Source organism: Bradyrhizobium sp. MOS003, from assembly GCF_003020125.1.
In the GTDB taxonomy this organism is placed as follows: domain Bacteria; phylum Pseudomonadota; class Alphaproteobacteria; order Rhizobiales; family Xanthobacteraceae; genus Bradyrhizobium.
Genome location: NZ_PYFW01000001.1, coordinates 351,489 through 377,373, shown reverse-complemented (window position 1 = coordinate 377,373; position 25,885 = coordinate 351,489). Strand labels below are relative to the sequence as shown.

18 protein-coding genes are annotated in these 25,885 nt (G+C 66.3%); 15 read left to right on the top strand and 3 right to left on the bottom strand.

Annotation, left to right across the window (positions count from 1 at the left end; translation table 11 throughout):
• The first annotated feature begins 60 nt into the window (after window positions 1-60).
• Entirely contained in the window at window positions 61-1,080 is a 1,020-nt protein-coding gene (locus C7G42_RS01860) for an aldo/keto reductase (protein WP_106947399.1), read from the top strand.
• Between the two features lie 9 nt (window positions 1,081-1,089).
• Here C7G42_RS01860 and C7G42_RS01855 read toward each other — a convergent pair whose 3' ends face one another.
• The gene (locus C7G42_RS01855) at window positions 1,090-1,893 is read right to left on the bottom strand and encodes a HesA/MoeB/ThiF family protein (protein WP_106947398.1); all 804 of its coding nucleotides are present in this window, start codon (window positions 1,891-1,893) and stop codon (window positions 1,090-1,092) included.
• Between the two features lie 234 nt (window positions 1,894-2,127).
• On the opposite strand from C7G42_RS01855, the gene C7G42_RS01850 reads away from it, so the two are divergent.
• A complete protein-coding gene (locus C7G42_RS01850) occupies window positions 2,128-3,489 on the top strand; it encodes a peptidoglycan-binding protein (RefSeq protein WP_199580598.1) in 1,362 nt (453 codons plus the stop codon).
• Window positions 3,490-3,631: 142 nt separating this feature from the next.
• Here the strand turns inward: C7G42_RS01850 and ggt are convergent, their stop codons facing one another.
• A complete protein-coding gene (gene ggt / locus C7G42_RS01845; protein WP_106947397.1) occupies window positions 3,632-5,311 on the bottom strand; it encodes a gamma-glutamyltransferase in 1,680 nt (559 codons plus the stop codon).
• A gap of 240 nt (window positions 5,312-5,551) precedes the next feature.
• Between ggt and C7G42_RS01840 the strand changes: the two genes are divergently transcribed.
• Window positions 5,552-6,295, top strand: coding sequence for a nucleotide-binding protein (locus C7G42_RS01840; protein WP_106947396.1), 744 nt, complete (start codon window positions 5,552-5,554; stop codon window positions 6,293-6,295).
• 395 nt (window positions 6,296-6,690) lie between these two features.
• Here the strand turns inward: C7G42_RS01840 and mutM are convergent, their stop codons facing one another.
• A complete protein-coding gene (gene mutM, locus C7G42_RS01830; protein ID WP_106947394.1) occupies window positions 6,691-7,590 on the bottom strand; it encodes a bifunctional DNA-formamidopyrimidine glycosylase/DNA-(apurinic or apyrimidinic site) lyase in 900 nt (299 codons plus the stop codon).
• Between the two features lie 81 nt (window positions 7,591-7,671).
• On the opposite strand from mutM, the gene ubiE reads away from it, so the two are divergent.
• The 12 genes from ubiE to C7G42_RS01770 all read left to right on the top strand — a co-directional run bounded on the left by ubiE (window position 7,672) and on the right by C7G42_RS01770 (window position 25,879).
• The gene (gene ubiE / locus C7G42_RS01825) at window positions 7,672-8,433 is read left to right on the top strand and encodes a bifunctional demethylmenaquinone methyltransferase/2-methoxy-6-polyprenyl-1,4-benzoquinol methylase UbiE (RefSeq protein WP_106947393.1); all 762 of its coding nucleotides are present in this window, start codon (window positions 7,672-7,674) and stop codon (window positions 8,431-8,433) included.
• Window positions 8,430-10,004: a 2-polyprenylphenol 6-hydroxylase gene (gene ubiB, locus C7G42_RS01820; protein ID WP_106947392.1), complete on the top strand. Its 1,575-nt coding sequence runs from the start codon at window positions 8,430-8,432 to the stop codon at window positions 10,002-10,004. Before ubiE ends, ubiB begins: the two co-directional genes overlap by 4 nt.
• 66 nt (window positions 10,005-10,070) lie before the next feature.
• Window positions 10,071-11,519 carry a bifunctional phosphopantothenoylcysteine decarboxylase/phosphopantothenate--cysteine ligase CoaBC gene (gene coaBC / locus C7G42_RS01815; protein WP_106947391.1) on the top strand — a complete coding sequence of 483 codons (1,449 nt, stop codon included), beginning with the start codon at window positions 10,071-10,073 and terminating at the stop codon, window positions 11,517-11,519.
• Window positions 11,516-11,974 carry a dUTP diphosphatase gene (dut, locus tag C7G42_RS01810; RefSeq protein ID WP_106947390.1) on the top strand — a complete coding sequence of 153 codons (459 nt, stop codon included), beginning with the start codon at window positions 11,516-11,518 and terminating at the stop codon, window positions 11,972-11,974. The genes coaBC and dut overlap by 4 nt, the downstream gene beginning before the upstream one ends.
• 191 nt (window positions 11,975-12,165) lie before the next feature.
• Window positions 12,166-14,670: a PAS domain-containing sensor histidine kinase gene (locus C7G42_RS01805; RefSeq protein ID WP_106947389.1), complete on the top strand. Its 2,505-nt coding sequence runs from the start codon at window positions 12,166-12,168 to the stop codon at window positions 14,668-14,670.
• Window positions 14,667-16,199 (top strand): tRNA (adenosine(37)-N6)-threonylcarbamoyltransferase complex ATPase subunit type 1 TsaE, encoded by a 1,533-nt coding sequence (gene tsaE / locus C7G42_RS01800; RefSeq protein ID WP_106947388.1) that lies wholly within the window; start codon window positions 14,667-14,669, stop codon window positions 16,197-16,199. Before C7G42_RS01805 ends, tsaE begins: the two co-directional genes overlap by 4 nt.
• A gap of 88 nt (window positions 16,200-16,287) precedes the next feature.
• Window positions 16,288-16,605, top strand: coding sequence for a PilZ domain-containing protein (locus tag C7G42_RS01795; protein WP_106947387.1), 318 nt, complete (start codon window positions 16,288-16,290; stop codon window positions 16,603-16,605).
• Between the two features lie 116 nt (window positions 16,606-16,721).
• A complete protein-coding gene (locus tag C7G42_RS01790) occupies window positions 16,722-17,444 on the top strand; it encodes a nucleotidyltransferase family protein (protein ID WP_106947386.1) in 723 nt (240 codons plus the stop codon).
• Window positions 17,445-17,688: 244 nt separating this feature from the next.
• Window positions 17,689-20,835 carry a double-strand break repair protein AddB gene (gene addB, locus C7G42_RS01785; RefSeq protein WP_106947385.1) on the top strand — a complete coding sequence of 1,049 codons (3,147 nt, stop codon included), beginning with the start codon at window positions 17,689-17,691 and terminating at the stop codon, window positions 20,833-20,835.
• Window positions 20,829-24,338 (top strand): double-strand break repair helicase AddA, encoded by a 3,510-nt coding sequence (gene addA, locus C7G42_RS01780; RefSeq protein ID WP_199580597.1) that lies wholly within the window; start codon window positions 20,829-20,831, stop codon window positions 24,336-24,338. Before addB ends, addA begins: the two co-directional genes overlap by 7 nt.
• Window positions 24,339-24,406: 68 nt before the next feature.
• On the top strand, window positions 24,407-24,727 hold the full coding sequence (trxA, locus tag C7G42_RS01775; protein ID WP_007598398.1) for a thioredoxin: 321 nt from the start codon (window positions 24,407-24,409) through the stop codon (window positions 24,725-24,727).
• Window positions 24,728-24,871: 144 nt separating this feature from the next.
• Window positions 24,872-25,879, top strand: coding sequence for an ATP-dependent DNA ligase (locus C7G42_RS01770; protein ID WP_106947383.1), 1,008 nt, complete (start codon window positions 24,872-24,874; stop codon window positions 25,877-25,879).
• Window positions 25,880-25,885 lie beyond the last annotated feature (6 nt).

Sequence of the window (25,885 nt, the reverse complement as noted above, 5' to 3'; positions counted from 1 at the left end):
GCGCATATCCCCCCTGGTCACGCGGCGCCACCAGCCTGCGCCTTTTCGAGGAGAACCATCATGGAACAGCACAAACTCGGTTCAACCGGCCCCAGCGTCTCCGCCCTGGGTCTCGGCTGCATGGCCATGTCGGACGCCTATGGCCCGGCCGATCGCGGCGAGAGCATTGCCACGGTCCACGCCGCGCTCGATGCCGGCATCACACTGATCGACACCGGCGATTTCTACGCGATGGGCCACAATGAAATGCTGATCCGCGATGCGCTCAAGGATGTGGCGCGCGACAGAGTGCAGATCAGCGTCAAGTTCGGCGCGCTGCGCGGCCCCGCCGGTGAATTCACCGGCATGGATTGCCGCCCGACAGCGCTCCGGAATTTCCTCGCTTACTCGCTACAGCGGCTCGACACCGACTATGTCGACATCTACCGCCCGGCGCGGCTCGACCCCAACGTTCCCATCGAAGAGACCATCGGCGGCCTCGCCGATCTCGTGAAGGCCGGCTACATCAGGCATATCGGCCTGTCCGAGGTCGGATCCGACACCATCCGCCGCGCGCATGCCGTGCATCCGATCGCCGATCTCCAGATCGAATATTCGCTGATCGAGCGCGGCATCGAACGCGACATCGTCAAGACCTGCCGCGAGCTCGGCATCGGCATCACCGCCTACGGCGTGCTGGCGCGCGGCCTGATCAGCGGCCATTGGTCGAAGGATTCAGGCAGGGCCGGCAAGGATTATCGGCTGATGACGCCGCGCTTCCAGGGCGCAAATCTCGACGCCAATCTCGCGCTGGTGGAATCGCTGCGTGCCATCGCCGGGAAAATCGGCGCAACGCCGGCGCAAGTCGCGATCGCCTGGGTGGCGGCGCAGGGCCAGGAGCGCGGTCAAGCGATCGTGCCGCTGGTCGGCGCCAAGACCCGCACCCGTCTGATCGAAGCGCTTGGCGCGTCCAGGGTCACGCTGACACCGGCACATCTTGCGGCGCTGGCCAAGGCGTTTCCGCCCGATGTCGCTTCAGGCACGCGTTATACCGCCGAGCAGATGGCCCATCTCGACAGCGAGAAGCCGGCCGCGGCGTAACGCAGCAGATCAGGTGCGATGGGCGCTGAGGTCGGTGACCACGGGCCCGTCGCCATTGAGCGGGTTGGCCGGATCGCGCCCATAGCGCAGCGTTTCGAAGCGCATCGCGCGCGCATCGATCATCAGGAGGCGGCCGACGAGGCCGTCGCCGAATCCGACGATCTCGCGGATCGCCTCCAGCGCCATCATCGAGCCCATCACGCCCGCCAGCGCGCCCATGACGCCGGCCTCCGCGCAGGCCGGTACCGTGCCGGGCGGCGGCGCCTCCGGAAACAGGCAGCGATAGGTCGGATTGAATTCGCCCTGCGCGTTGGTCTCGTGTGCGCGGATGGTGGTGAGCGAGCCGTCGAACGTGCCGAGCGCCGCGGTGATCAGCGGCTTCTTCGCGAAGAAGCAGGCGTCCGAGACCAGATAGCGCGTCGAGAAATTATCGGACCCGTCGAGCACGAGGTCGTAATCGCCGATCAGGTCGAGCGCATTGTCGGCATTCAGCCAGGTGGCGTGGCCGACGAAACGGACGTGCGGATTGAGCGCCGAGATCCGCTCTGCCGCGCTCTCGACCTTGTGGCGGCCGATATCGGGCGTGGTGTGGATGACCTGGCGCTGCAAATTGGACAGCGAGACCACGTCGTCATCGACCACGCCGAGCGTGCCGATACCGGCGGCGGCCAGATACATCAGCGCCGGCGCGCCGAGTCCGCCGGCGCCGATCACCAGCGCCGACGCCCGCTTCAGCGCAGCCTGGCCGGGACCACCGACGTCGCGCAGCACGATATGGCGGGCATAGCGTTCGAGTTCGTCCGGGCTCAGCATCGTCGTCCTTCGTTCCTCTCACCCTCATGGTGAGGAGCGCGGCACGCGCGTCTCGAACCATGAAGGCCCCGATCTCGCCCTGGGCCATCCTTCGAGACGCGGCCTGAAGGCCGCTCCTCAGGATGAGGACCTGAACGCGTGACGTCTATCGCCACCTGAACCAGCGCAACATTGTTCGCGACCAACGAGATGTGCTTGAATGACATGGCGTTCAATGGGCTGGCTGGATTTGTCATGAGATCGATGCTTGCGGCAACACTGATGTTTGCGTCCGCCACGGGTGCGAGCGCCCAGATGACGACGCCGCAGGTCCCCGGCACAAAGCCAAAGGTGATCCAGACCGTCCCGATCAAGCCGCCTGCCCTGCAGACGCCGTCGCAGACGGCGGACGGCATGACGCAGGCGGAACGGCTGTCGCTACAGTCCGACCTCGCCTGGGTCGGCCAGTATAACGGCGCCATCACCGGCGACGTCAGCGCGCGCATGGTCGAGGCGATCAAGGAATACCAGAAGCTCAAGGGCGGCAAGCCGACCGGCGTGCTCAATCCGCAGGAGCGTGCCGCGCTCGCCGAGACCGCGCGGCGGAAGCAGGAGGGCGTCGGCTGGAAACTCGTGACCGAGATGACCAGCGGCGCGCGGCTCGGCATTCCCTCAAAACTGGTGCCTCAGCAGGCCACCGACGCCAACGGCTCGAAATGGACCTCGCCGACAGGAACCGTGCAGGTGCTGCTCAGTCGCCGCAAGGAGCTAAACCCCACCACCGCCAAGCTCGCCGAGCTCGAGAAGAAGGAGCCGTCCGGGCGCAAGGTCGACTACACCGTGGTGAAGCCCGACTTCTTCGTGCTGTCGGGATTGCAGGGTCTGAAAAAATTCTACGTTCGCGGCACCTTCAAGGGCGACGAGGTCCGCATCATGACGATCCTCTACGACCAGGCGACCGAGAACACGGTCGAGCCGGTCGTGATCGCGATGTCGAGCGCGTTCAACGCGTTTCCGTCCGGACCGCAAGCCGGGCCGCCGCCGCGCAAGACCGTCGAGTACGGCACCGGCCTCGTCGTCAGTGACGACGGCGCGATCGTCACCGACCGACTCGTCACCGACAGCTGTCTCGCCATCACGATCGCCGGCTATGGCAGCGCCGATCGCCTCGCCGAGGACAAGGAGCGCGGTCTCGCACTGCTGCATATCTACGGCGCGCGCGGCCTGAAGCCGCTCAGCCTGGCTGGCGGAGCGGCCAAGACGAACGTGGACGTCGTCGGCATCGCCGACCCACAGAGCCAGGGCGGCGCGGGCGGCGTGTCGGTCGTCAAGGCCGCACTGGCGCCGGTCCCGAGCAGTGATTCCATGCTGTCCCCGCCGCCGGCAGTCGGGTTCTCCGGTGGTCCGGCGATCGATGGCGACGGCAAGTTCACCGGCATCGCGCTTTTGAAGCCGGCGATGATGGCGGGTCCTGCGACATCGGTGCCGGCCTCGCAGGCCGTGATGGTGTCCGCAGATGCCGTGCGCGATTTCCTGAAGGCGAATGGCGTCACCGCGAACGGCAACTCGGCGGATACGAAAGCCGCCGTCGTCCGCGTGATCTGCGTGCGGAAGTAACTCTCTTGTCGCGGACGCGCTGCGGCACGCAGCGATACGGCGCGGAGCCGGAACCCAGGCATCCAAATTCCGTGCAAAAAGTGCTGGCCCCCGGCTCGGCAGCGCATCACTGCGTGCTGCGCCGCGTCCGGGGCACGACAAACTAGCTCAGCCTGAACCTGATCCCGCTTTTCGCAAGGCCGCCCGAAATGCCGACGGGCGTGCCGTCGGCACGCCAGCAGGCGGCGCCGGTCATGGTGCCGTCGTCGTGGAAGGCAATCCCGTTCATGCCGCCCGCGACGGTCGCGACGGGCTGCACCTTGTGGCCGAGCACGGCGAGTTCCGCGCGCACGCTTTCCGGCACCGTCTGCTCGACCTCGAGCGCGTTGCCTTCGGTCCAGACCCTGGGCGCCTCCACCGCCTCCTGCAGGCTCATGCCATGGTCGATCAGATTGACGAGGGCCTGCATCGCGCTCGTGAAGATGCGCTTGCCGCCGGGCAGGCCGAGCGCATAGCGCAGCTTGCCGTCGTCGAGCGCCATCATCGGCGACATCGAGGTGGTGACTCGCTTGCCCGGCGCCAGCGACAGCGCGTGGCCCGGTCGTGGATCGAACAAATTCATGTAGTTGTTGGCGATGGCCCCGAGGCCCGGAATCATGATCTTGGCGCCAAACAGATTGTTGATGGTCTGCGTGGTCGCGACCACGTTGCCGAAGCTATCCGCCGCCGTCATGTGCGTGGTGTGCGCGCCTTCGAGCTGCGACACGCCGGCGCCCCAAATCTGCGCCCGCGCCGGATCGATGGCGCGGCGGCGCTCCTCGGCATAGGCCTTCGAGGTCAGCTTCTCCACGGGCACCCCGACATAATCGGGATCGCCGCTGGCCGCGGCGCGATCGGCGAAGGCGATCTTCAGGGCCTCGGCGAGGTAATGAATCGTCTCGGATGTGCCGAAGCCGAGGCCGCCGATATCATAGCCCTCCAGGATGTTCAGCATCTGCGCGATGTGCACGCCGGACGCCGCGGGCGGCGGCGGGCCGAGGATGGTCCAGCCGCGATAGTCGGCACGGATCGGCTGCCGTTCGACGGTCTTGTAGCTGGTGAGGTCGTTGCGGCGGATGAAACCGCCGGTCTTCTCCATGTAGTCGGCGAGGATGTCGCCGAGCGGCCCTTCGTAGAGAGCGGTCTCACCGTGATCGGCGATGTAGCGCAAGGTCTCGGCATATTCGGCCTGCACCACGCGCTCACCAACCTTCAGCGGCGCGCCATCAGGCAGATAGATCGCCGAGATCGGCTTGTCCTTGCGCATCTCGGCGGCACTCTCGCTGATGCATTCGTGCAAATAGGGTGTCGCCGCATAGCCGCGCGCGGCGTGCTTGATCGCGGGCTGCATCACGTCGGCGAGGCTCATGGTGCCAAACCGGCGCAGCGTCTCGCACCAGGCCTTGAGCGAGCCCGGCGTGGCGACTGCTTTCGGGCCGTTGAGATTTTCGTTGCCGATGGTGTCGAACACGTCATGCGCCGAGCCCGGCTTGGGCATGTAGCTGGTATCGCGCACCGCTGCGGGCACGGTGCTCTGGCCGTCGATGAAGCGATGGCTGCCGTCGGCCAGCCGGATATGTCCCATGCCGCCGCCGATGATGCCGACCATCATCGGCTCGACCACGGTCAGCGTGAACAGGGTGGCGATCGCGGCGTCGATGGCGTTGCCGCCGGCGGCCAACATCTCGGCGCCGGCGCTGGAGGCCAGCGGGTGGTTGCTGACCACCATGCCGCGGCTCGAGACCGCCGGCATCTTCTGGCAGTCGAAAGTCGTCGCCGTCCGGTCGCGCCAGTTTCCGCTCATGCCGCTCGTCCCTCTATTCACGGCGGCGAGCACACCACACGCACGATTACGGGTCCAGTAATGGTACGGATTAGCTGGCATTCCCGATTCTGCCATCATTATCAGCGTTGATTCGGACATCCGCGGTCCCCTTTGGATCGGGCAGGGCACGTCCTGAGCGAGAAGAGCTCAGCATCGAGAGCGATGCACGTTCGCGTGGCGTTATCCCGAGACCCAGCACTCCAAAGGATTGATCTTCAAATGCACACGATCGTACTGGCCACTCAAAAAGGTGGCAGCGGCAAGAGCACGCTCGCCATCGGCCTCGCGCTCGCGGCCAAGCAGGCCGGCTTCACCGTCCGCCTGATCGAGACCGACCCGCAGGGCACCCTGTCCAACTGGCTGCGCCGTCGCAGCAACGACGACGTCGTCGTCGAGCCGATCTATCATGTCGCCAATATCGAGCCGCGCCTCAAGATGCTCGCCGATAGCGGCCTGCAGCTTGCGATCGTCGACACCGCCGCTGGCCTCAGCGCCGCCACCACCGCTGCGATCCGCCATTCCGATCTCTGCCTGATCCCGGCCCGCCCCAGCGTTGCCGACATCGAAGCGACCGTCTCGACGCTCAGCGTCGCGCGCGCCTGGAAGCGGCCCTACAGCTTCGTGCTCAACCAGACGCCGATCCGCGGCCAGCGCATCGACAATGCCGCCAACACCCTCGCCGAGGAAGCCGCGCTCGATCTTTCGGACGTGCTTGCGCGCCCGCTGATCGTGATGCGCAACGACCACCAGGACTCGCTTGCGAGCGGCCTCGCGGTGAGCGAATTCGCGCCGAACGGGAAGTCGGCGGACGAGATCCGCGGCCTCTGGCGCTGGATCGAAACCCGGCTCGATCTCGAAGCCACCACCAATGTGCTGATCGACCAGGTCATCTCGGCCGCGGACAGCATGCTCCATATCGCCGCCGAGCAGGCGGCGGACGAGACCACGACACTGACGTCCTGAGCGGGGCAATCGCTCTGACGGCAGTCGGCCCTTCACCATCCGGAAGGGCCCTAGCGACGAAGCAATCCGGCCACCAGCCCGGCCGGATTGCTTCGCTTCGCGTTTTTCTGGCGAGGGCAAACACGCTCTCGAACAAGAATCCCGAAAACAACCCCATGCACAGTAGAACCGCCCCCGGCCAAGGCACCTCGGCGGCGGCGCGCAGACGTCTGACTTGCCGGGCAAAACGGCTGTTTGCGGGCTACGGTGCTCCATCCACCCGTCATTGCGAGCGCAGCGAAGCAATCCAGAGTCTTTCTGCGGAGGAATTCTGGATTGCTTCGCTGCGCTCGCAATGACGGCGTGGTGGAATCCTCGCCTTACAGAGGTTCACAGCCTTCCGGGTGCGATCACTCTCATTTCTGACATTTCGGACACCAGAACGTCGATCGGCCATTCTGCGTGAACCGCTTGACCGTGCCGCCGCACCCTGGCGTCTTGCAGGTCTCGCCTTCGCGGTCGTAGACCTTGAACGAGTGCTGGAAATAGCCGAGTTCGCCCGAGGTCTGGCGATGGTCGCGCAAGGACGAGCCGCCGGCCTTGATGGCGTCGTTCAGCACGGTGTGGATCGCACTCACCAGCCGCTTCGCATGATCGGTCGGCTCGCCGCCGCCAACACCCTTGCGACCCTTGGTCGCGAGCGTCGCCGCGATGCGGCGCGGCGACAGATGCGAGCGATGCAGGGCTTCGCAGACATAGATGTTGCCGAGCCCCGCGACCACGCGCTGGTCGAGCAGCGCGGCCTTCAGGCTCGTCGTTTTGCCTTCGCAGGACCGCGCGAGCATCGCCGCGTCGAATTCATTGCCGAGCGGCTCGGGACCGAGGTCGCGCAGCAGCGGCTCGTCTTCGAGTGCGTTGCGTGCGATCACTTTCATGTAACCGAAGCGTCGCGGGTCGTTGAAGACGATGTCCGCGCCGGAGGACATCCGAAACAGCACGTGGTCGTGCGTGGAATCCTTCCCCCTCGGATAGTGAAACTCGCCGGGCGCGGCCTCGTTGTCCGGTTTGATGACGCGGAACGAGCCCGACATGCCCAGATGCATCAAGAGCACGTCGCCGGAGGCGAGATCGGCCATGAGATATTTTGCACGGCGGCCGAGCCCCGTGACGACCTGCCCCTGCAGCCGCGCCACGAAATCCGGCTGGAACGGAAAGCGCAGATCCGGCCGGCGGGCCTCCGCAACCAGGATTTTCGCACCCTCCATCACCGGCTGAAGGCCGCGGCGGACGGTCTCGACTTCGGGCAATTCAGGCATGGTCAGGCATTCACCTTATGAGGGCGGTGTGATAGCGCCATTGCGGCGGGCGCGCTATGGTTCGCCCAGTGGAGTAGAGTAATGGATCGGCCGGGCGAAACCACGCATTTTGGCTTCAGGGACGTTCCCCTGGGGGACAAGCAGACGCTGGTGAACGATGTGTTTCACAGCGTGGCATCGCGCTATGATTTGATGAACGATTTGATGTCCGGTGGCCTGCACCGGGTCTGGAAGGACATCATGATAACGGCGCTCGACCCGCCGAGGGGCGACCGGCCGTTCTCGCTGCTCGACGTAGCCGGCGGCACCGGCGACATTTCGTTCCGCGCCGCCAAGGCCGCCGGTGCGGGCTTCCACGCCACCGTCTGCGACATCAACACCGACATGCTGGCCGTGGGCCGCGAGCGCGCCGCGAAGCGCCATCTCGAAACCCGGGTCGATTTCGTCGAGGGCAATGCCGAAGCGCTCGCCTTCGCCGATCGCAGCTTCGACGCATATACGATCGCTTTCGGCATTCGCAACGTGCCCCGGATCGATCTCGCGCTGCGCGAGGCCCATCGCGTGCTCAAGCCCGGCAGCCGCTTCCTGTGCCTGGAATTCTCCACCGTCGAGATGCCCGGGCTCGACCGGATCTACGACCTGTTCTCGTTCAAGGTGATCCCACCGCTCGGCCGCATGATCACGGGCGATGCCGAGTCCTACCAATATCTCGTCGAGTCCATCCGCAAGTTTCCGAAACCCAACGCCTTCGCCGACATGATCCGCGACGCCGGCTTCGCCCGCGTCAGCTGGCAGACATTGTCCGGCGGAATCGTCGCACTTCATTCGGGCTGGCGTTTGTGATCTCTGCCATCACCCACATTTCGCGCCTGATCCGCGCCGCATTCGTGTTTGCGCGCGAAGGCGTGTTCGGCTCGGTCGATCCGAGCCTGGTTCCGCCGCCGGGACAGCTCGCGCTGAAGCTGGCGCGCCTGATCGAACGACGTGGCGTCAAGCACGGCCCGCGGATCGCGCGCGCGCTGACGCGGATGGGCCCCGCCTATCTCAAGCTCGGACAATTCCTGGCCACACGTCCCGACGTCGTCGGCGTGATCATGGCGCGCGACCTCGAAAGTCTCCAGGACCGCCTGCCGCCGTTTCCGCAGCACGAAGCGGAAGCCACGATCGCGACCTCGCTGGAGCGGCCGCTGAAAGACGTGTTTGTCAGCTTCGGCCCCCCCGTCGCGGCCGCTTCGATCGCGCAGGTGCATCGCGGCGAGGTCTCACACAATGGGATCCGCAAATCGGTCGCGGTGAAGGTGCTCCGGCCCAACGTGGCCGCGCGCTTCCGCCGCGATCTCTCCGACTTCTTCTTCGTCGCACACAAGGCCGAAACCTATTCGTCGGAGGCGCGCCGGCTGCGCCTCATCGAGGTCATCAACACCATGTCGCGCTCCGTCGCCATGGAGATGGACCTGCGGCTGGAAGCAGCTGCGCTGTCCGAGATGGCGGAGAACACCCGCGACGATCCCGATTTCCGCGTGCCTGATGTCGACTGGGACCGCACCACGCACAACGTGTTGACGATGGAGTGGATCGACGGCATCGCGCTGAACGATCACAAGCGTCTGGCAGAATCGCAGGTCGACCTGCCCGATCTCGGCCGCAAGGTGATCCAGAGCTTTCTGCGCCACGCGCTGCGCGACGGCTTCTTCCACGCCGACATGCATCCGGGCAACCTGTTCCTGGATGACGCGGGACGACTCGTCGCGGTCGATTTCGGCATCATGGGCCGGCTCGGCATGAAGGAGCGGAGGTTCCTCGCGGAGATCCTGCTCGGCTTCATCACCCGCGATTATCGCCGCGTCGCGGAAGTGCATTTCGAGGCGGGCTACGTGCCCGCGCATCACTCGGTCGAGAATTTCGCGCAAGCCATCCGCGCCATCGGCGAGCCCATTCACAACCGCACCGCCGAGGAGATCTCGATGGCGCGGCTGCTGACGCTGCTGCTCGAGGTCACCGGCCTGTTCGACATGACCACGCGGCCCGAATTGATCCTGCTGCAGAAGACCATGGTGGTGGTCGAGGGCGTGGCGCGCGGCTTCGATCCCAAGCTCGACATCTGGAAGATCGCCGACCCCGTGGTGCGTGAATGGATCGAGCGCAATCTCGGACCCATTGGCCGGGTGCAGGGCGCGCTCGCCGGGACCGGAGACATCGCGCGCGTGCTGATGCGCCTGCCCGAGATCGCCGAACGGTCGGTGAAGGTGCTGGAACAGCTCGAGACCATGACGCGCGAGGGCATCAGGCTGTCGCCCGAGAGCATCGCCGCGATGGGCCGCAGCGAGGGCCGCAAGAACCGCTGGCGCACCGTTGCGCTCTGGATCATCGCCGCGACCTTCATAGGCATCCTGATCGCCGTCAGAAATCTTTGATGGTCATTGATTGCATTGCAATCACGAGAATGATAGCATCGCCGTCATTCACGCTGGAGTGGCGCCGTGGCAAGCCTGACCATCCGCAAGCTCGACGAACACGTCAAAACCTATCTTCGGCTGCGCTCGGCCAAGAACCGCAGGTCGGTCGAGGAAGAGGTCCGGGTGATCCTGCGGGAGCTGATCGAGGGCCGCGAGGAGCCGCTGACGCCGTTTTCGGCACCGCCTGCGGCATCCTCCGCCCCCACGCTCCAGCGCACCGGCGCCCTTCCCGAGGCCAGCGTCACCCTGATCATCGGCGGCGGCATTGCGGCCTATAAATCGCTCGACTTAATCCGCAGGCTGAAGGAGCGCCGCATCGAGGTCCGCTGTGTCCTGACCAAGGCGGCCCAGCAATTCGTCACGCCGCTGGCAGTGAGCGCGCTGTCGCATGAGCGCGTCTACACCGACCTGTTCGACCCCCAGAGCGAGTTCGACGCCGGCCATATCAGGCTCGCGCGCGACTGCGACCTGATCGTGGTGGCGCCGGCCACTGCCGACCTGATGGCGAAGATGGCGAACGGCCACGCCGACGATCTCGCCAGCGCCATCCTGCTCGCGACCAACCGCAAGGTGCTGTTGGCACCGGCAATGAACCCGTTGATGTGGGGCAATGCGGCGACCCGGCGCAACGTCGCGCAGCTGCAGCGCGACGGCGTGGTGCTGATCGGACCCAATTCCGGCGAGATGGCGGAAGCGGGCGAGGCCGGCGTCGGCCGCATGTCCGAGGCCATCGAGATCGCCACAGCCGCCGAACGGCTGCTGCGGCCGCCGGTGCCGCGCCCGCTCGCCGGCAAGCGCGTGCTGATCACCGCAGGCCCCACCCACGAGCCGATCGATCCGGTGCGCTACATTGCCAACCGCTCCTCGGGCAAGCAGGGTTTTGCCATTGCCGCCGCGGCGCAGGCCGCCGGTGCCGAGGTGATTCTGGTGAGCGGCCCGGTCGATCTCGACGATCCCCAAGGCGTCACGGTCAAGCACGTCGAATCGGCGCGGCAGATGCTGGAGCAAGTGCAGGCTTCGCTTCCCGCCGACATCGCGATCTTCGCCGCCGCCGTCGCCGACTGGCGCGTTGCAAGCGAAGGCGGGCAGAAGCTGAAGAAGACCTCGGCCGGCATGCCACCGCTCCAGCTGGTCGAGAACCCCGACATCCTCGCCACCATCTCGAAGCTGACTGACGCACGTCCGCCGCTGGTAATCGGCTTTGCCGCCGAGACCGAGCACCTGATCGACAACGCCAAGTCGAAACTTGCCCGCAAGGGCTGCGACTGGATCGTCGCCAATGACGTGTCGCCCGCCACCGGCGTGATGGGCGGTGACCGCAACACCGTGCACCTCATCAGCAAGAATGCCGAGAGGAACGGCGAGATCACGGTTGATTCCTGGCCGGGGATGACCAAGGAACAGGTCGCCATCGAGCTGGTCGCGCATGTTGCCAAAAGCGTGACCGGCAAATCCCGGGAGTCAGCATCTTGAGCACCGAGGTCACCGTCGAACTGCAGCAACTGGCACACGCCGAAGGCCTGGCACTGCCGGCCTATCAAACGGCTGACGCCGCAGGGCTCGATCTGATGGCCGCGGTGCCTGAGAGCGAGCCGATGACGCTCGCCCCCGGTCAATATGCGCTGGTGCCGACCGGCCTTGCGATCGCACTGCCGGGCGGGCACGAGGCGCAGGTGCGGCCGCGCTCGGGGCTTGCCGCCAAGCACGGTGTCACCGTGCTGAACTCGCCGGGTACGATCGACGCGGATTATCGCGGCGAGATCAAGGTGATCCTGATCAACCACGGCGCGGCGCCGTTCGTGATCAAGCGCGGCGAGCGCATCGCTCAGATGGTGATCGCCCCCGTGGTGCAGGCCGCGCTGGTTCCCGTCGCGACATTGTCCGTGACCGATCGCGGCGCCGGCGGATTCGGCTCGACCGGCCGCTAACGCACGACAGCTCCAGCCGAATCATCCCGACGACTCACATGAGTTGGAACCCCTCGCCCGGCATTTTTTAGAGGCCGCCTTTGCGTTCACGATCTGGACTCTTACCGGCGGAGTCACGGTGAGGGTATTGTCGTTTGATTCGCACGCGACGGGGGTCGCCGCGTGTAAATTCGTGCGGTCTTGGGGCAACTATGTCAGGCGTGATCGTGTCGATGCGTCGGACGCTGCTGTCGTGCACATCGCTCGTGCGCAACGGCCTGTTGGGAAGCGCTCTTGCAGCGCTGCTGCCGGCTGCGCCGGCCGAGGCGGCCGACCTCATCGACACCCTCTCCATCATGCTGGATTTCAACCGGCAGGAACTCGCGGTGCTCGCCACCGCGCTGGCCTTGCTCGGTTTCTCGGTGATGGCCGCGATCCTGTTGATGCGCACGCGCGTGCGCACGGCGAAGAACGAGGCGCGGCTGCGTGCCCGAATCGGGGAACTCCAGCTCCAGGCCGACCGCTTCGGCGCCCTGCTGTTTGCCGAGCCGCAGATCCTGATCTCCTGGCCCGCAGGCGACAGTCGCGCGCAGATCTCCGGCGACGTCTCGCTGGTGCTGCCGCGCGACTCCTCGCCGCAACGCGTGCTCGCCTTCGGAACCTGGCTGCCGCCGGAACCCGCGCTCCAGATGGATCATGCCGTCGACGCGCTGCGTGACCGCGGCGACGGGTTCCAGCTGACCCTCACGACCGCGCATGGCCACACGCTCGAGGCCATCGGCCGCGCCATCGGCGGCCAGGCCATTGTCCGGATTCGCGAACTCTCGGGACTGCGCCGCGATCTGGCCGAGACCAATCTTCGCTACAACGCACTCTCCGACGAGACCGAGATGCTGCGCGGCTTCGCCGCCAACGCACCCTGGCCGATCTGGGCCAAGGGCGAGAACGGGGCGCTGACCTACGCCAACCCGGCCTATGTCCGCGCCACCGAGGCGAACAACGTCACCGATGCGCAGGAGCGCAAGCTGGAGCTGCTCGACAGCGCCGACCGCACCGCGATGGAGCGGGGACTGAAGGACACCGCCAATTTCAACGCGCGGCTGCCGATCGTGGTCAGCGGCGAGCGCCGAATCTACGACGTGCGCGCGGTCAATGTCGGCCGCGGCAGCGTCGGCGTCGCCATCGACGCCAGCGAGGCGGATGCGCTCAGCTCGGCGCTGGTGCGGATGGCGGAGGCGCATCGCCGTACGCTCGACCAGCTCTCCTCCGGCGTTGCCGTGTTCGACGGTCAGCGCCGGCTCGCCTTCTACAATGATTCCTACCGCCGGCTGTGGGACCTCGACCGCACCTTCCTCGACGCCAATCCCGACGATTCCAGCGTGCTGGATAAGCTCCGCGCTGCGCGAAAGCTGCCGGAGCAGCCGGACTTCCGCGCCTGGAAATCCAAGCTGCACGAGGCCTATCGCGCGGTCGAGACCACCAAGGACACCTGGTACCTGCCCGACGGCCGCGCGCTCTCGGTGGTCACCACGCCGAACCCGGAAGGCGGCGTCACTTATCTGTTCGACGACGTCACCGAGAGCCTGGAGCTCGCCCGCCGCTTCGACGGCATGATCCGGGTCCAGCGCGAGACGCTGGACAGCCTCGCCGAGGGCGTCGCGGTGTTCGGCAGCAACGGCAAGGCGCAATTGTTCAATCCGGCCTTCGTCCGGATGTGGAAGCTGTCGAGCGATGCCATGCGCGACGAGCCGCACATCCAGACGGTGGAAGGCTGGTGCCATCAGCTGTTCGACGACCCCACGGTCTGGCGCCAGATCCGCGAGGCCGTCACCTCGATCGAGAGCCGCGCCGACGTGCCGCTCAAGCTGGAGCGCAAGGACGGCAGCGTGCTCGACGGCATGATCCGGCCGCTGCATGACGGCGCCACCATGCTGACCTTCCAGGACATCACCGACACCGAGAACGTCGAGCGCGCGCTGCGCGAGCGCAACGAGGCGCTGGAGGCTGCCGACCAGATGAAGGTGGATTTCGTCCACCACGTCTCCTACGAGCTGCGCTCGCCGCTCACCACCATCATCGGCTTCGCGCATTTCCTCAGCGATCCCTCGACCGGGCCGCTGACCCCGAAACAGGCCGAATATCTCGACTACGTCACCAAATCGACCAACGCGCTGCTGGCGCTGACCAACAACATCCTCGATCTCGCCACCATCGACGCCGGCGCCATGAAGCTGGAACTCGGCCCGGTCGACGTCAGCAAGGCCATCGAGCTCGCCGCCGAGGGTATCCAAGACCGGCTCGCCACCGACCGCATCCGTCTCAAGGTCGAGATCGCGCCCGATATCGGCAGCTTCTCCGGCGACGAGAAGCGCGTGGTGCAGGTGCTCTATAACCTCCTCGCCAACGCCGTCGGGTTTTCTCCACAGGATTCCACCGTCGGCATCAGCGCGCGGCGCACCGAGCGCAGCGTGGTCTTCACCGTGACAGATTCCGGGCCTGGAATACCTGCCGACATGAAGGACAAGGTGTTCAACTGGTTCGAAAGCCGCTCGCAGGGCTCGCGTCACCGCGGCGCCGGGCTCGGCCTGTCGCTGGTGCGCTCCTTCGTCGAGCTGCATGGCGGTAACGTGCGGGTGGATTCGATCGTCGGCCGGGGCACGGTCGTGATCTGTGACTTCCCGACCGACCAGGCGGCGCATCGCGACGCCGCCGAATGAGCGCGCCCACCACATTCTCCGTCGCGCTTCACAACGAGACGGCCACTGCGCAATTGATGGCCGACCTCGCGCTGCTGGTCGGCCCCGGCGACGTCATCACGCTCACCGGCGATCTCGGCGCCGGCAAGACAGCGGCCGCCCGCGCGCTGATCCGCTACCTCGCCGGCGACGAGACGCTGGAAGTGCCGAGCCCGACCTTCACGCTGGTGCAGGGCTACGAGCTGCCGCCGTTTCCGGTGGTGCACGCCGATCTCTATCGCGTCGAGGACGAGAGCGAGCTCGAGGAGATCGGGCTGTCACCGCTGCCCGACGCCACGCTGGTCCTGATCGAATGGCCGGAGCGTGCGCCGTCGGCGATGCCGCAGGATCGCATCGACATCTCGCTGACGCATCGCCCCGCACTGGGCTCGAACGCGCGCGCTGCCGACATCACCGGTTACGGCAAGAGCGCTGCCACCATCGCGCGGCTGCAGGCGCTGCGCCAATTCCTCGACGTATCCGGCTATCTCGAATCCACGCGTCGCCGCATGGCCGGCGATGCCTCGACCCGATCCTATGCGCGGCTCCTGCGCGACGACGAGATCGTCATCCTCATGAATTTTCCGCAGCGTCCTGATGGTGCTGCGACATACAACGGGAAATCCTACAGCGCCGCGGTGCATCTCGCCGAGAACGTCAAGCCGTTCGTCGCCATCGACGAAGGCCTGCGCGCGCAGGGCATCTCGGCGCCGATCATCCACCATTCCGACCTCGACCATGGTTTCCTGATCACCGAGGATTTCGGCAGCGAAGGCGTGGTCGAAGGCGACCCGCCGCGCCCGATCGCCGAGCGCTACGAGGCGGCGACCGATGTGCTCGCCGCACTCCACGGCCAGACGCTGCCGGACACGCTGCCGCTGGCGGATCAGACCTACGCCATACCTGTCTTCGATACCGAGGCGCTGCTGATCGAGATCGGCCTGATGCCGGAATGGTACCTGCCCGATCGCAACGCGCCGCTGAGCCCGGCGGCGCGCTCGGAATTTTTCGCGATGTGGCGCGAGCTGCTGAAGAAACCGCTGGCCGCACCGAAGACGTGGATCATCCGCGACTATCACTCGCCCAACCTGATCTGGCTTGCGGATCGCACGGGCATCGCGCGCGTCGGCGTGATCGATTTTCAGGACACCGTGCTCGGTCCGCAATCCTACGACGTGGTGTCGCTGCTCCAGGACGCCCGCATCGACGTGCCCGAGAGCGTCGAGCTGACGCTGCTGTCGCGCTACATCAAGGCGCGGCGCGCTGCCGATGCCGGCTTCGATCCGGCCGGCTTCGCCGAGCTCTATGCCATCATGTCGGCACAGCGGAACACGCGCCTGCTCGGCACCTTCGCCCGCCTCAACCGCCGCGACGGCAAGCCGCACTACCTGCGTCACCAGCCGCGGATCTGGACCTACCTCCAGCGCTCGCTGGCACATCCCGCGCTGAGCTCCCTGCGCGACTGGTACCTTGCCAACGTCCCACCGCCCCAAAGTCCGCCGAAGGCCTGATTCGGGGTTCCGATTTACCGGCTGTTAGCCAAGGCGCCGGTATTCTGGCGGCGAGGCAGCCGGATGAATACAGGGCTGGAGCGGACAGATGGCGGTAAAGGCAGACCAGCGCGGCAACAGCCGGGTTATTTTCGAGCGCGGGATCTCGGCGCAGATGATGGGGATCGACGGCACCTGGCGGCGCGACTGCACCATGGAGGACGTCTCCGAGACCGGCGCCAAGCTGACCATCGACGGCTCGGTGGAGGGCCTCCATCTGAAAGAGTTCTTTCTGCTGCTGTCGTCCACCGGCCTCGCGTACCGGCGCTGCGAACTGGCCTGGGTCAATGGCGACCAGGTCGGCGTCAATTTCCTGAAAGTCGGCGACAAGAAGAAAAAGGCGCGTTCCGCAGCCGTCGGGGCATGACGGCAGCCCCGTCGTACAACCGTCACGGCGGGCAGTTAAGGCGATTGAGATGCGGTGCGGCTGATCGATCCTCGTGTTAGGATCGCCGCGAACGTGAAAGGTCTGGAAAGCGAAGGATGTCCGTCAAACCGACCAAAGCCATGGTGCTCGCCGCAGGGTTCGGCCTGCGCATGCGTCCGTTGACGGACAAGATGCCGAAGCCGATGGTCCCGGTGGCCGGCCAGCCGCTGCTCGACCACGTGCTCGACAAGCTCGGCCAGGCCGGCGTGACCGAGGCCGTGGTCAACGTGCATTACCTGCCGGATCAGATCATCGATCACGTCGCAACACGCCAGCTTCCGCGCGTGACGATTTCGGACGAACGCGACCAGGTGCTCGGCACCGGCGGCGGCGTGGTCAAGGCGTTGCCGCTGCTTGGCGATGCACCGTTCTTCCACGTCAATTCCGACACGCTGTGGATCGACGGCGTGCGCTCCAATTTGACGCGGCTCGCCGAAAACTTCGACCCAGCGCGCATGGACATCCTGCTGCTTATGGCGCCGACCGCGACCAGCATCGGCTATAGCGGCCGCGGCGATTACGGCATGCTGCCGGACGGCGCCCTGCGCAAGCGCAAAGAAAAAGAGGTCGTTCCGTTCGTCTATGCCGGCGCTGCGATCCTGTCGCCGTCGATTTTCGAAGGCGCGCCGCAGGGCGAGTTCTCGCTGACGAAGATGTTCGACCGCGCAGGCGAGCAGGAGCGGCTATTCGGCCTCCGCCTCGACGGCGTCTGGATGCATGTCGGCACGCCCGACGCCGTGCACGCCGCGGAAGAGGCGTTCCTGGAGAGCGTAGCGTAGGGCTGCTCGCTTGTCCCGGACGCGGTGCGGCGCGAAGTGCCGCTCCGCAGAGCCGGGACCCAGAAAACTCGCAAATTCGACTAAGGGAAATAGGCCCCGGCTCAGCAGCGCATCACTGCGTGCTGCGCCGCATCCGGGGCACGAGAGCGGTGGGGTGGGAAACAACGGGGACGATCTCCGCTCACCCATATCCATTTGAATCCGCCTCCCTATATTGGCGCCTGATCCTCCGAATCAGGCAGCCATGCGCGTCTTCAGCGTTCCCCTCTCAGTTCCGTTCCTGCGCACGATCGTCTCCGCTCTGCTGGAGGGACGGCTGGTCGACGGATTTGAGGCACGCAAGGAACCGGCACGGCTGGCGGATGCCACGCTGTATCTACCGACAAGGCGCGCGATGCGCGTGGTTCGCGAGATCTTCCTCGACGAGATGGGGGCGGACGCGGTGGTGCTGCCGCGCATCGTCGCGCTCGGCGACATCGACGAGGACGAGCTCGCTTTCGCCAATGAGGGCGAGCAGTTCTCCGGCGCAACGCCGCTCGACATTCCGCCGCGGCTTGGCGAGCTCGAACGACGGCTGACGCTGGCGCAACTGGTCGGGGCCTGGGCCAAGGGGCCGGTGCTGTCGCCACTGGTGGTCGGCGGACCCGCTTCGACGCTGGCGCTCGCAGGCGACCTCGCGCGGCTGATCGACGACATGGTGACGCGCGGCGTCGACTGGAGCGCGCTCGACGGTCTCGCACCGGACAATCTCGACCGCTACTGGCAGCACTCGCTCGAATTCCTGCGCATCGCCCGCATCGCCTGGCCCGGTCATCTCGCCGAGATCAACCGGATCGAGCCGGCGGCGCGGCGCGACCTCCTGATCGCGGCGGAAGCCAAACGTCTGACCGCGCATCCGCATGGCCCCGTGATCGCGGCGGGTTCGACCGGCTCGATGCCGGCGACCGCGAAATTCCTGCACGCAGTCGCCTCGCTGCCGCATGGCGCCGTGGTGTTGCCGGGTCTCGACACCGATCTCGACGACGATGCCTGGCGCAGCATCGGCGGTGTGCGTGATTCGCTCGGCAAGTTCGCGGAGCATCCGGCCTCGAACCATCCGCAATACGCCCTGCACGCGCTGCTGGATCGTTTCGGCATCAAGCGCAGCGACGTCGAGATTCTCCAGCCGCCGGCAGAGAGCGGCCGCGATCTGCTCGCATCCGAGTCGATGCGGCCCTCCGCCAAGACGGAAGTCTGGCACGACCGGCTGAAGCAGCCGGATGTCGCCGCAAAGATCGCGGGCGGCATGACGAACCTCGCCGTCGTCGAAGCTCCCAACCCGGAGATGGAAGCGCTCGCTATTGCCATTGCGATGCGCGAGGCACGGCATCTCGACAAATCCGCAGCGCTGGTGACGCCCGACCGTGCGCTGGCGCGGCGCGTGATGGCCGCACTCACGCGCTGGAATCTGGCGTTCGACGATTCCGGCGGCGACGTGCTGATGGAGACCCCTGCCGGCGTCTTTGCGCGCCTTGTAGCGGAAGCCGCCACTAAGGGGTTGGAGCCGCCGACGCTGCTGGCGATGCTGAAGCATCCGCTGTGCCGGCTCGGCCGGCTGCCTGGCGCATGGAAAGCGGCGATCGAAGACCTCGAGCTTGCAGTCCTGCGCGGCACGCGCCCGCCTGCCGGCACGGCTGGCCTCTTGCGCGAATTCAATCGTTTTCGCGAGGAGCTGGCCAAGCTGTGGCGCAGCGAGGTTTCCGCGCTCCACAAGGCCGAGCCCCGTGCGCGTCTCAAGGCCGAGGCTATCGATCGCATCCAGGCCCTGATCGACACTTTGCAGAAGGCGCTGGCGCCGATCGAGAGCCTCGCATCGTCAAAGCCATTCGACTTCGCCGAGCTCGCGCACCGCCATCGCGAGATCATGATCGAGCTGTCGCGCGACGAGCAGGGCATCCCGCTGGCCTTCGAGGAACGCGAAGGCCTCGCCCTTGCCAGCGCCTTCGACGATCTCCTGCGCGGCGGCAGGACCTGCGGCTTGATGGTGACGCTGCCAGACTATCCCGACCTCTTCCAGACCGCGTTCAGCGACCGCGCGGTGCGACGGCGCGACAAGCCGGGTGCGCGGCTGCAGATCTACGGACCGCTGGAATCGCGCCTGATGCAGGCCGACCGCATCATCGTCGGCGGGCTGATCGAAGGCGTCTGGCCACCGGCGCCGCGCATCGATCCCTGGCTGAGCCGGCCGATGCGGCACGAGCTTGGTCTCGATCTTCCGGAGCGCCGCATCGGCCTCTCCGCACACGACTTCGCCCAGCTGCTTGGCGGCGGCGAGGTGATCCTGACCCATTCCGCCAAGGCCGGCGGCGCGCCGGCGGTGGCTTCGCGCTTCCTGCATCGGCTCGAGGCGGTTGCGGGCGACGGTCATTGGAAGGCGGCCGTTCGCGCCGGCGAGAAATATGTGAAGTTCGCGGGCGCACTGGACCAGCCGAACGAGGTCAGGCCGGTCAAGCAGCCCGAGCCGCGGCCGCCGCGAGCGACCCGGCCGCTCAGGATGTCGGTCACCGCAATCGAGGACTGGCTGCGCGATCCCTACACGATCTACGCAAAGCACATTCTGCGGCTCGATGGGCTCGATCCCGTCGACATGCCACTCTCGGCCGCCGACCGCGGTTCGGCTATCCACGATGCGATTGGCGAGTTCACGGAGAGCTATGCGACGCATCTGCCGGACGATCCCGCCCGCGTGCTGCGCGCGATCGGAGAGAAGCATTTCGCGCCGCTGATGGAGCGGCCCGAGGCGCGGGCGCTGTGGTGGCCGCGCTTCCAGCGCATCGCGCGCTGGTTCGGCGAATGGGAGACGGCGCGCCGTGACGTGGTCAAAGCGATCAAGGCCGAGACCCGTGGCGAGATTTCGATCAGGCTGGACAGCGAGCGCAGCTTCCGCCTCTCCGCCCGCGCCGACCGCATCGAGCGACGCCAGGGCGGCGGCTACGCCATCCTCGACTACAAGACCGGCCAGCCGCCGAGCGACAAGCAGGTGCGCCTGGGCCTGTCGCCGCAGCTCACGCTGGAGGCCACGATCCTGCGCGAGGGCGGCTTTCCCGACATCGACGCCGGCTCCTCGGTGAGCCAGCTGGTCTATGTCCGGCTCAGCGGCAACAATCCGGCGGGCGAGGAGCGCATCGTCCAGCTCAAGGTGAACAAGAGTGACGAGCCAATCCCACCGGACACCGCAGCCGCCGATGCGCGGGCGAAGCTAGAGGCGCTGATCCGCGCCTTCGACGACGAGAACCAGCCCTACACCTCGCTGAACCTGCCGATGTGGACCAACCGCTACGGCACCTATGACGATCTCGCCCGGATCAAGGAATGGTCGGCGGCCGGTGGCCTGGGGATCGAGGAATGGTGAAAGCACCGCGCCCCATCCCCGATGCCGTTCGCGACACACAAAGGCGCGCGTCCGATCCGACTGCGTCGGCGTTCGTGTCGGCCAATGCCGGCTCGGGCAAGACGCATGTGCTGGTGCAGCGGGTGATCCGCCTGCTGCTATCGGGCGTGCCGCCGGAAAAGATCCTCTGCATCACCTTCACCAAGGCGGCCGCCGCGAACATGGCCGAGCGCGTGTTCACCACGCTGGGACATTGGGTGACGCTGGACGATGCTGGGCTCGACGCAGCGATCCGCGCGGTCGGCATCCCGCATCCCAGCGCGAAAATTCGCCGCGACGCACGAAAACTGTTCGCCTGCGCGCTGGAGACACCGGGCGGGCTGAAGGTGCAGACCATCCACGCGCTGTGCACGCGCCTGCTGCAGCAATTTCCCTTCGAGGCCAACGTACCCGCGCGCTTTGCCGTGATCGACGAGCGCGACCAGACCGACATGATGGAGCGCGCCAATCTGAAGGTGCTGCTGGAGGCCGCGCGCGATCCCGACAGCGTCACGGGCCGCGCCTTGCTGACCGCGATGGCGAGCGCCGCCGACGTCACCTTCAAGGAGGTCGTGCGCGAAGCGTGTCTCAGCCGCGATCATTTCATGGCCTGGACGGATGAGGCCGGCAACGCCGAAGCGGCGGCTGCGCAGCTGGCGACGGCGCTGGGCGTCGATGCGAGCGACCGCATCGAGGACGTCGAGACGGAGATTCTCGACGGACCCTACCTGCCGCGATCGCGCTGGGACGACATCGCCCTCGCGCTGGAGGACGGCAGCAAGTCCGACAACGACCAGGCCGGCCGGCTCCGCGAGGCCAAGGTCTTTTCCGGCGGCGCGCAGGTCGATGCTTACCTCAGCGTCTTCCTCACCGACGAAAAGCTGCCGCGCAAGGCGGTTCTGACCAAGAAGTTTGGCGAGCACAACCCGTCCGTGGCCCGTCTGTTCGAGAACGAGGCGCTACGCATCAGCGGACTTGTCGAGAAGCGCCGCGCCGTGACCATGCGCGACCGCAGCGCGGCGCTCTTGCACATCGCGACCGCGGCGGCCGCGAACTATCGCCGCGAGAAGCAGGAGCGCGGCCTGCTGGACTACGATGACCTCATCGACAAGACGCTGGCGATGCTGAACCGCGTGTCTTCAGGCTGGGTGCATTACAAGCTCGACCGCGGCGTCGATCACGTTCTGATCGACGAAGCCCAGGACACCAGCCCGCGGCAATGGGACATCGTCGCCCACATCATCTCCGAATTCACGGCCGGCGAAGGCGCGCGCGAGGGGCTGAACCGCACGGTCTTCGCGGTCGGCGACGAGAAGCAGTCGATCTTCTCCTTCCAGGGTGCCGACCCGCACGAATTCGACAAACGCAAGCGAGAGCTGGATCGCAGATTCAGAGCTGCCGGGCTGAAGTTCGACCCCGTCGCCTTCACTTACTCGTTCCGTTCGGGTGCTGCGATCCTGCATTCGGTCGACCACGTCTTCCGCGACCCCACGATCTACAAGAGCATCCATTCGATCGACGTCGGCCATCCCTTGCACAACTCGCTCAGCGATGCTGGTCCAAGCGTCGTCGAGCTCTGGGATCTCGCGGAAGCCGACGATCGGCAGGACATCGAGGGCTGGCGCGCGCCGTTCGACGGTGTTGCGGTCACCAGCCCCGAAGTCAAACTGGCGCGCCGGATCCAGGCCGAGATCAAACGGCTGGTCGAGAGCGGCACGCTGACCGGGCATGAGGGCGAGCGCCGGCCGCTACGCTATGGCGACATGCTGATCCTGGTACGCCGGCGCGGCAATGCGTTCGATGCCGTGATCCAGGCGCTGAAGCATGCCGGCGTCCCGGTGGCCGGCGCCGACCGGCTCAAGCTGACCGAGCATATCGCGATCATCGACCTGATGAACCTCGCGGACGCGCTGCTGCTGCCGCAGGACGATCTCGCGCTCGCGGTGGCGCTGAAGAGCCCGCTGTTCGGCCTCGATGACGACGACCTGTTCCAGTTGGCCTATGACCGCAAGGGCTCGCTGCGCCGCGCACTCGGCGAGCATGCGGCCGGAAGCGAAAAGTTCGATTCCGTGCTGCGGCGGCTGGAGGCCTGCGAGAGCCGTGCGCGCGAGGAGACGCCGTTCGCCTTCTACGCCTGGCTGTTAGGGGGCGACGGCGGGCGTGCGCGCATCCTGCGCCGGCTCGGCCATGAAGCCAACGACGCACTCGACGAATTCCTGGAGCTCGCGCTCAGCTGTGAGCGCAAGGCGCCGGCCTCGCTGCAGGGCTTCATGGCCTGGCTGCGCTCGGCCGACACCGAGGTGAAGCGCGACATGGAAATCTCGCGCGACGAGGTGCGGGTGATGACCGTGCACGGCGCCAAGGGGCTGGAAGCTTCGGTCGTGTTCATGGTCGACACCACGTCGTCGCCCGCGGATTCGCAGCGGGTCCGGCTGATCCACGTGCCCCGCGGCAATGGCGGCGAGGTCGTGGTCTGGGCCGGCCGCAAGGCCGACGACCCCAAGCCCGTCGCCGACGCGCGCAAGGCCATGCTCGAGGAGACCGAGGACGAATATCGCCGCCTGCTCTATGTCGCGATGACACGTGCGGCCGACCGCCTGATCGTCGGCGGCTGCATGCCCGGCAACATGAAGACGGTTCGCAAGCTGAGCTGGTATGATCTGGTCGACACCGGGCTCAAAGGCTCGGGCCTGGACAAGCAGGTGATCGAGACGCCGCTCGGCAAGGTGACCCGATTCGCCCGGCCGGAGGATGTCACCGCGCTGGGTGTCCCGGCGGCAACTGTGGACCAGGCGGTCGCGCTGCCGGAGTGGCTGCGAACACCGGCACCGAGCGAGACCGTCGACGACGATCTGGTGCGTCCGTCCGGCCAGTCGGCCGAGGATGGCCGCAGCGTGCGGACAGGCGAATCGGTGCAGACGCGCGCCCTCGCGTTGCAACGCGGGACGCTGGTGCACCGTCTGCTGCAATCCTTGCCCGATATCGCCGCGGAACGCCGGCGCGAGGCCGCACTCGGCTTCATGGCACGCAACGCCGCGGACTGGCCGGACGCCGATCGCGCCGCTTTGGCCGACAAGGTGCTGGCCTTGATCACCGAACCGCGCTTTGCGCCGGTCTTTGCCGCCGGCAGCCGCGCCGAAGTCGCCATCGCCGGCCGGCTGGAGCGGCCGGGCCGGGCGCCGGCGCTTGTGTCGGGGCAGATCGACCGGCTGGTCGTCCGTCCGGATGAGGTGCTGATCGTCGATTTCAAGACCAACCAGGCGGCGCCCAAAAGCGCGGCCGAGGCACCCGTCGCCTACGTCCGGCAGCTTGCGCTGTATCGGGCGGTGCTGGCGCGGCTTTATCCCCAAAAGCCTGTCAGGGCGGTCCTGCTCTGGACCGAGGCCCTTGAATACATGGAGATTTCAGCCCCCGCGCTGGACGCGGCGCTGGCATCCATTCATGTCGGCGTGAGCATCCTTGACCCGGCAACAGGCCGTTCATAGGTTGACGCCATGATCCCCGGCGCGATTCCAGGTCGCGCCGATTCTCTTCAACCGAACGAGGTACTCCCATGGCCGTTGGCAAGGTTTCTGACACCGATTTCGAAGCCGAAGTGCTCAAGGCGAACGGTCCCGTCGTCGTCGATTTCTGGGCCGAGTGGTGCGGTCCCTGCCGCATGATCGCGCCCGCCCTCGACGAGATCGCCGGCGCGATGGGCGACAAGGTCAAGATCGTGAAGCTCAACGTCGACGAGAGCCCGAAGACCGCGTCGAAGTACGGCGTGATGTCGATCCCCACCCTGATGATCTTCAAGGGCGGCGAGATGGCCTCCCGTCAGGTCGGCGCGGCGCCGAAGGCGAAGCTGCAGCAGTGGATCACGTCGGCGGTCTGATCGCCTCCCGCAAGTTTATTTTCGACAACGGCCGGCGAAAGCCGGCCGTTTTGCGTTGATGGGACGTGTCCAGCGTATGACGAGTCCCGGCCATTGCCTGCCCCTCCTGCAAAGCGCACGCGCAAATCGACATCTCTCGCTGCGATGGAGGCGCGGTCGGTCGACGAGATCCCGCGCGGCAAGGAATGGCAGTACGAGCCGAAATGGGATGGCTTTCGTTGCCTGCTGTTGCGCGACGGCAGCCGCATCGATCTGCGCTCCAAATCCGGCGAGGACCTCACGCGCTATTTTCCCGAGATCGTCGCTGCCGCGCTGACGCTGAAAGCCGATCGCTTCACGCTCGACGGCGAGATCGTCGTGCCGCACGGCAAGAGCTTTTCCTTCGACGCGTTGCTGCAACGGATTCATCCCGCCGCAAGCCGCGTGAAGAAGCTCTCGCAGGAAACGCCGGCGCTCTACCTCACCTTCGATCTGCTCGCGACGGCAAAACAGAAGCAGCTTGCCGAGAGGCCACTCGGCGAACGGCGGCCGGCGCTGGAGGCTTTTGCAAAGGCCAATCTGAAGGCCAGCAGTTTCCATCTCTCACCGGCAACGACGAGCTACGCCATCGCGAAAAAATGGCTGGCTCAGTCCGGTGGCGGCTCGGACGGCGTCATCGCCAAGCGGATCGATCTGCCCTATCAGGCCGGAAATCGCGACGGCATGCAGAAGATCAAGAAATTTCGCAGCGCCGATTGCGTGATCGGCGGCTTCCGGTATGCCTCCAACAAGATCGCCGGCCGCAACGTCGTCGGCTCGCTGCTGCTCGGCCTCTACGACGATGAAGGCCTGCTGCACCATGTCGGATTCACCTCGGCGATCAAGGCGAACGAGAAGCCGGCGCTGACCGATCGGCTGGAGGCGCTGATCGGCGAGCCCGGCTTCACCGGCAACGCGCCGGGCGGACCGAGCCGCTGGTCGACCGAGCGTTCGGCCAAATGGTGTCCGCTCAAGCCGAAGCTGGTGATCGAGATCTGCTACGATCATTTCAGCGGCGAGCGGTTTCGCCACGGCACCTCGATCCTGCGCTGGCGCCCCGACAAGGCGCCACGGCAATGCAGCTTCGATCAACTGAAGCAGAAGGTGGCGGATCCGATGAAGCTCTTGAAGTAATCCGCG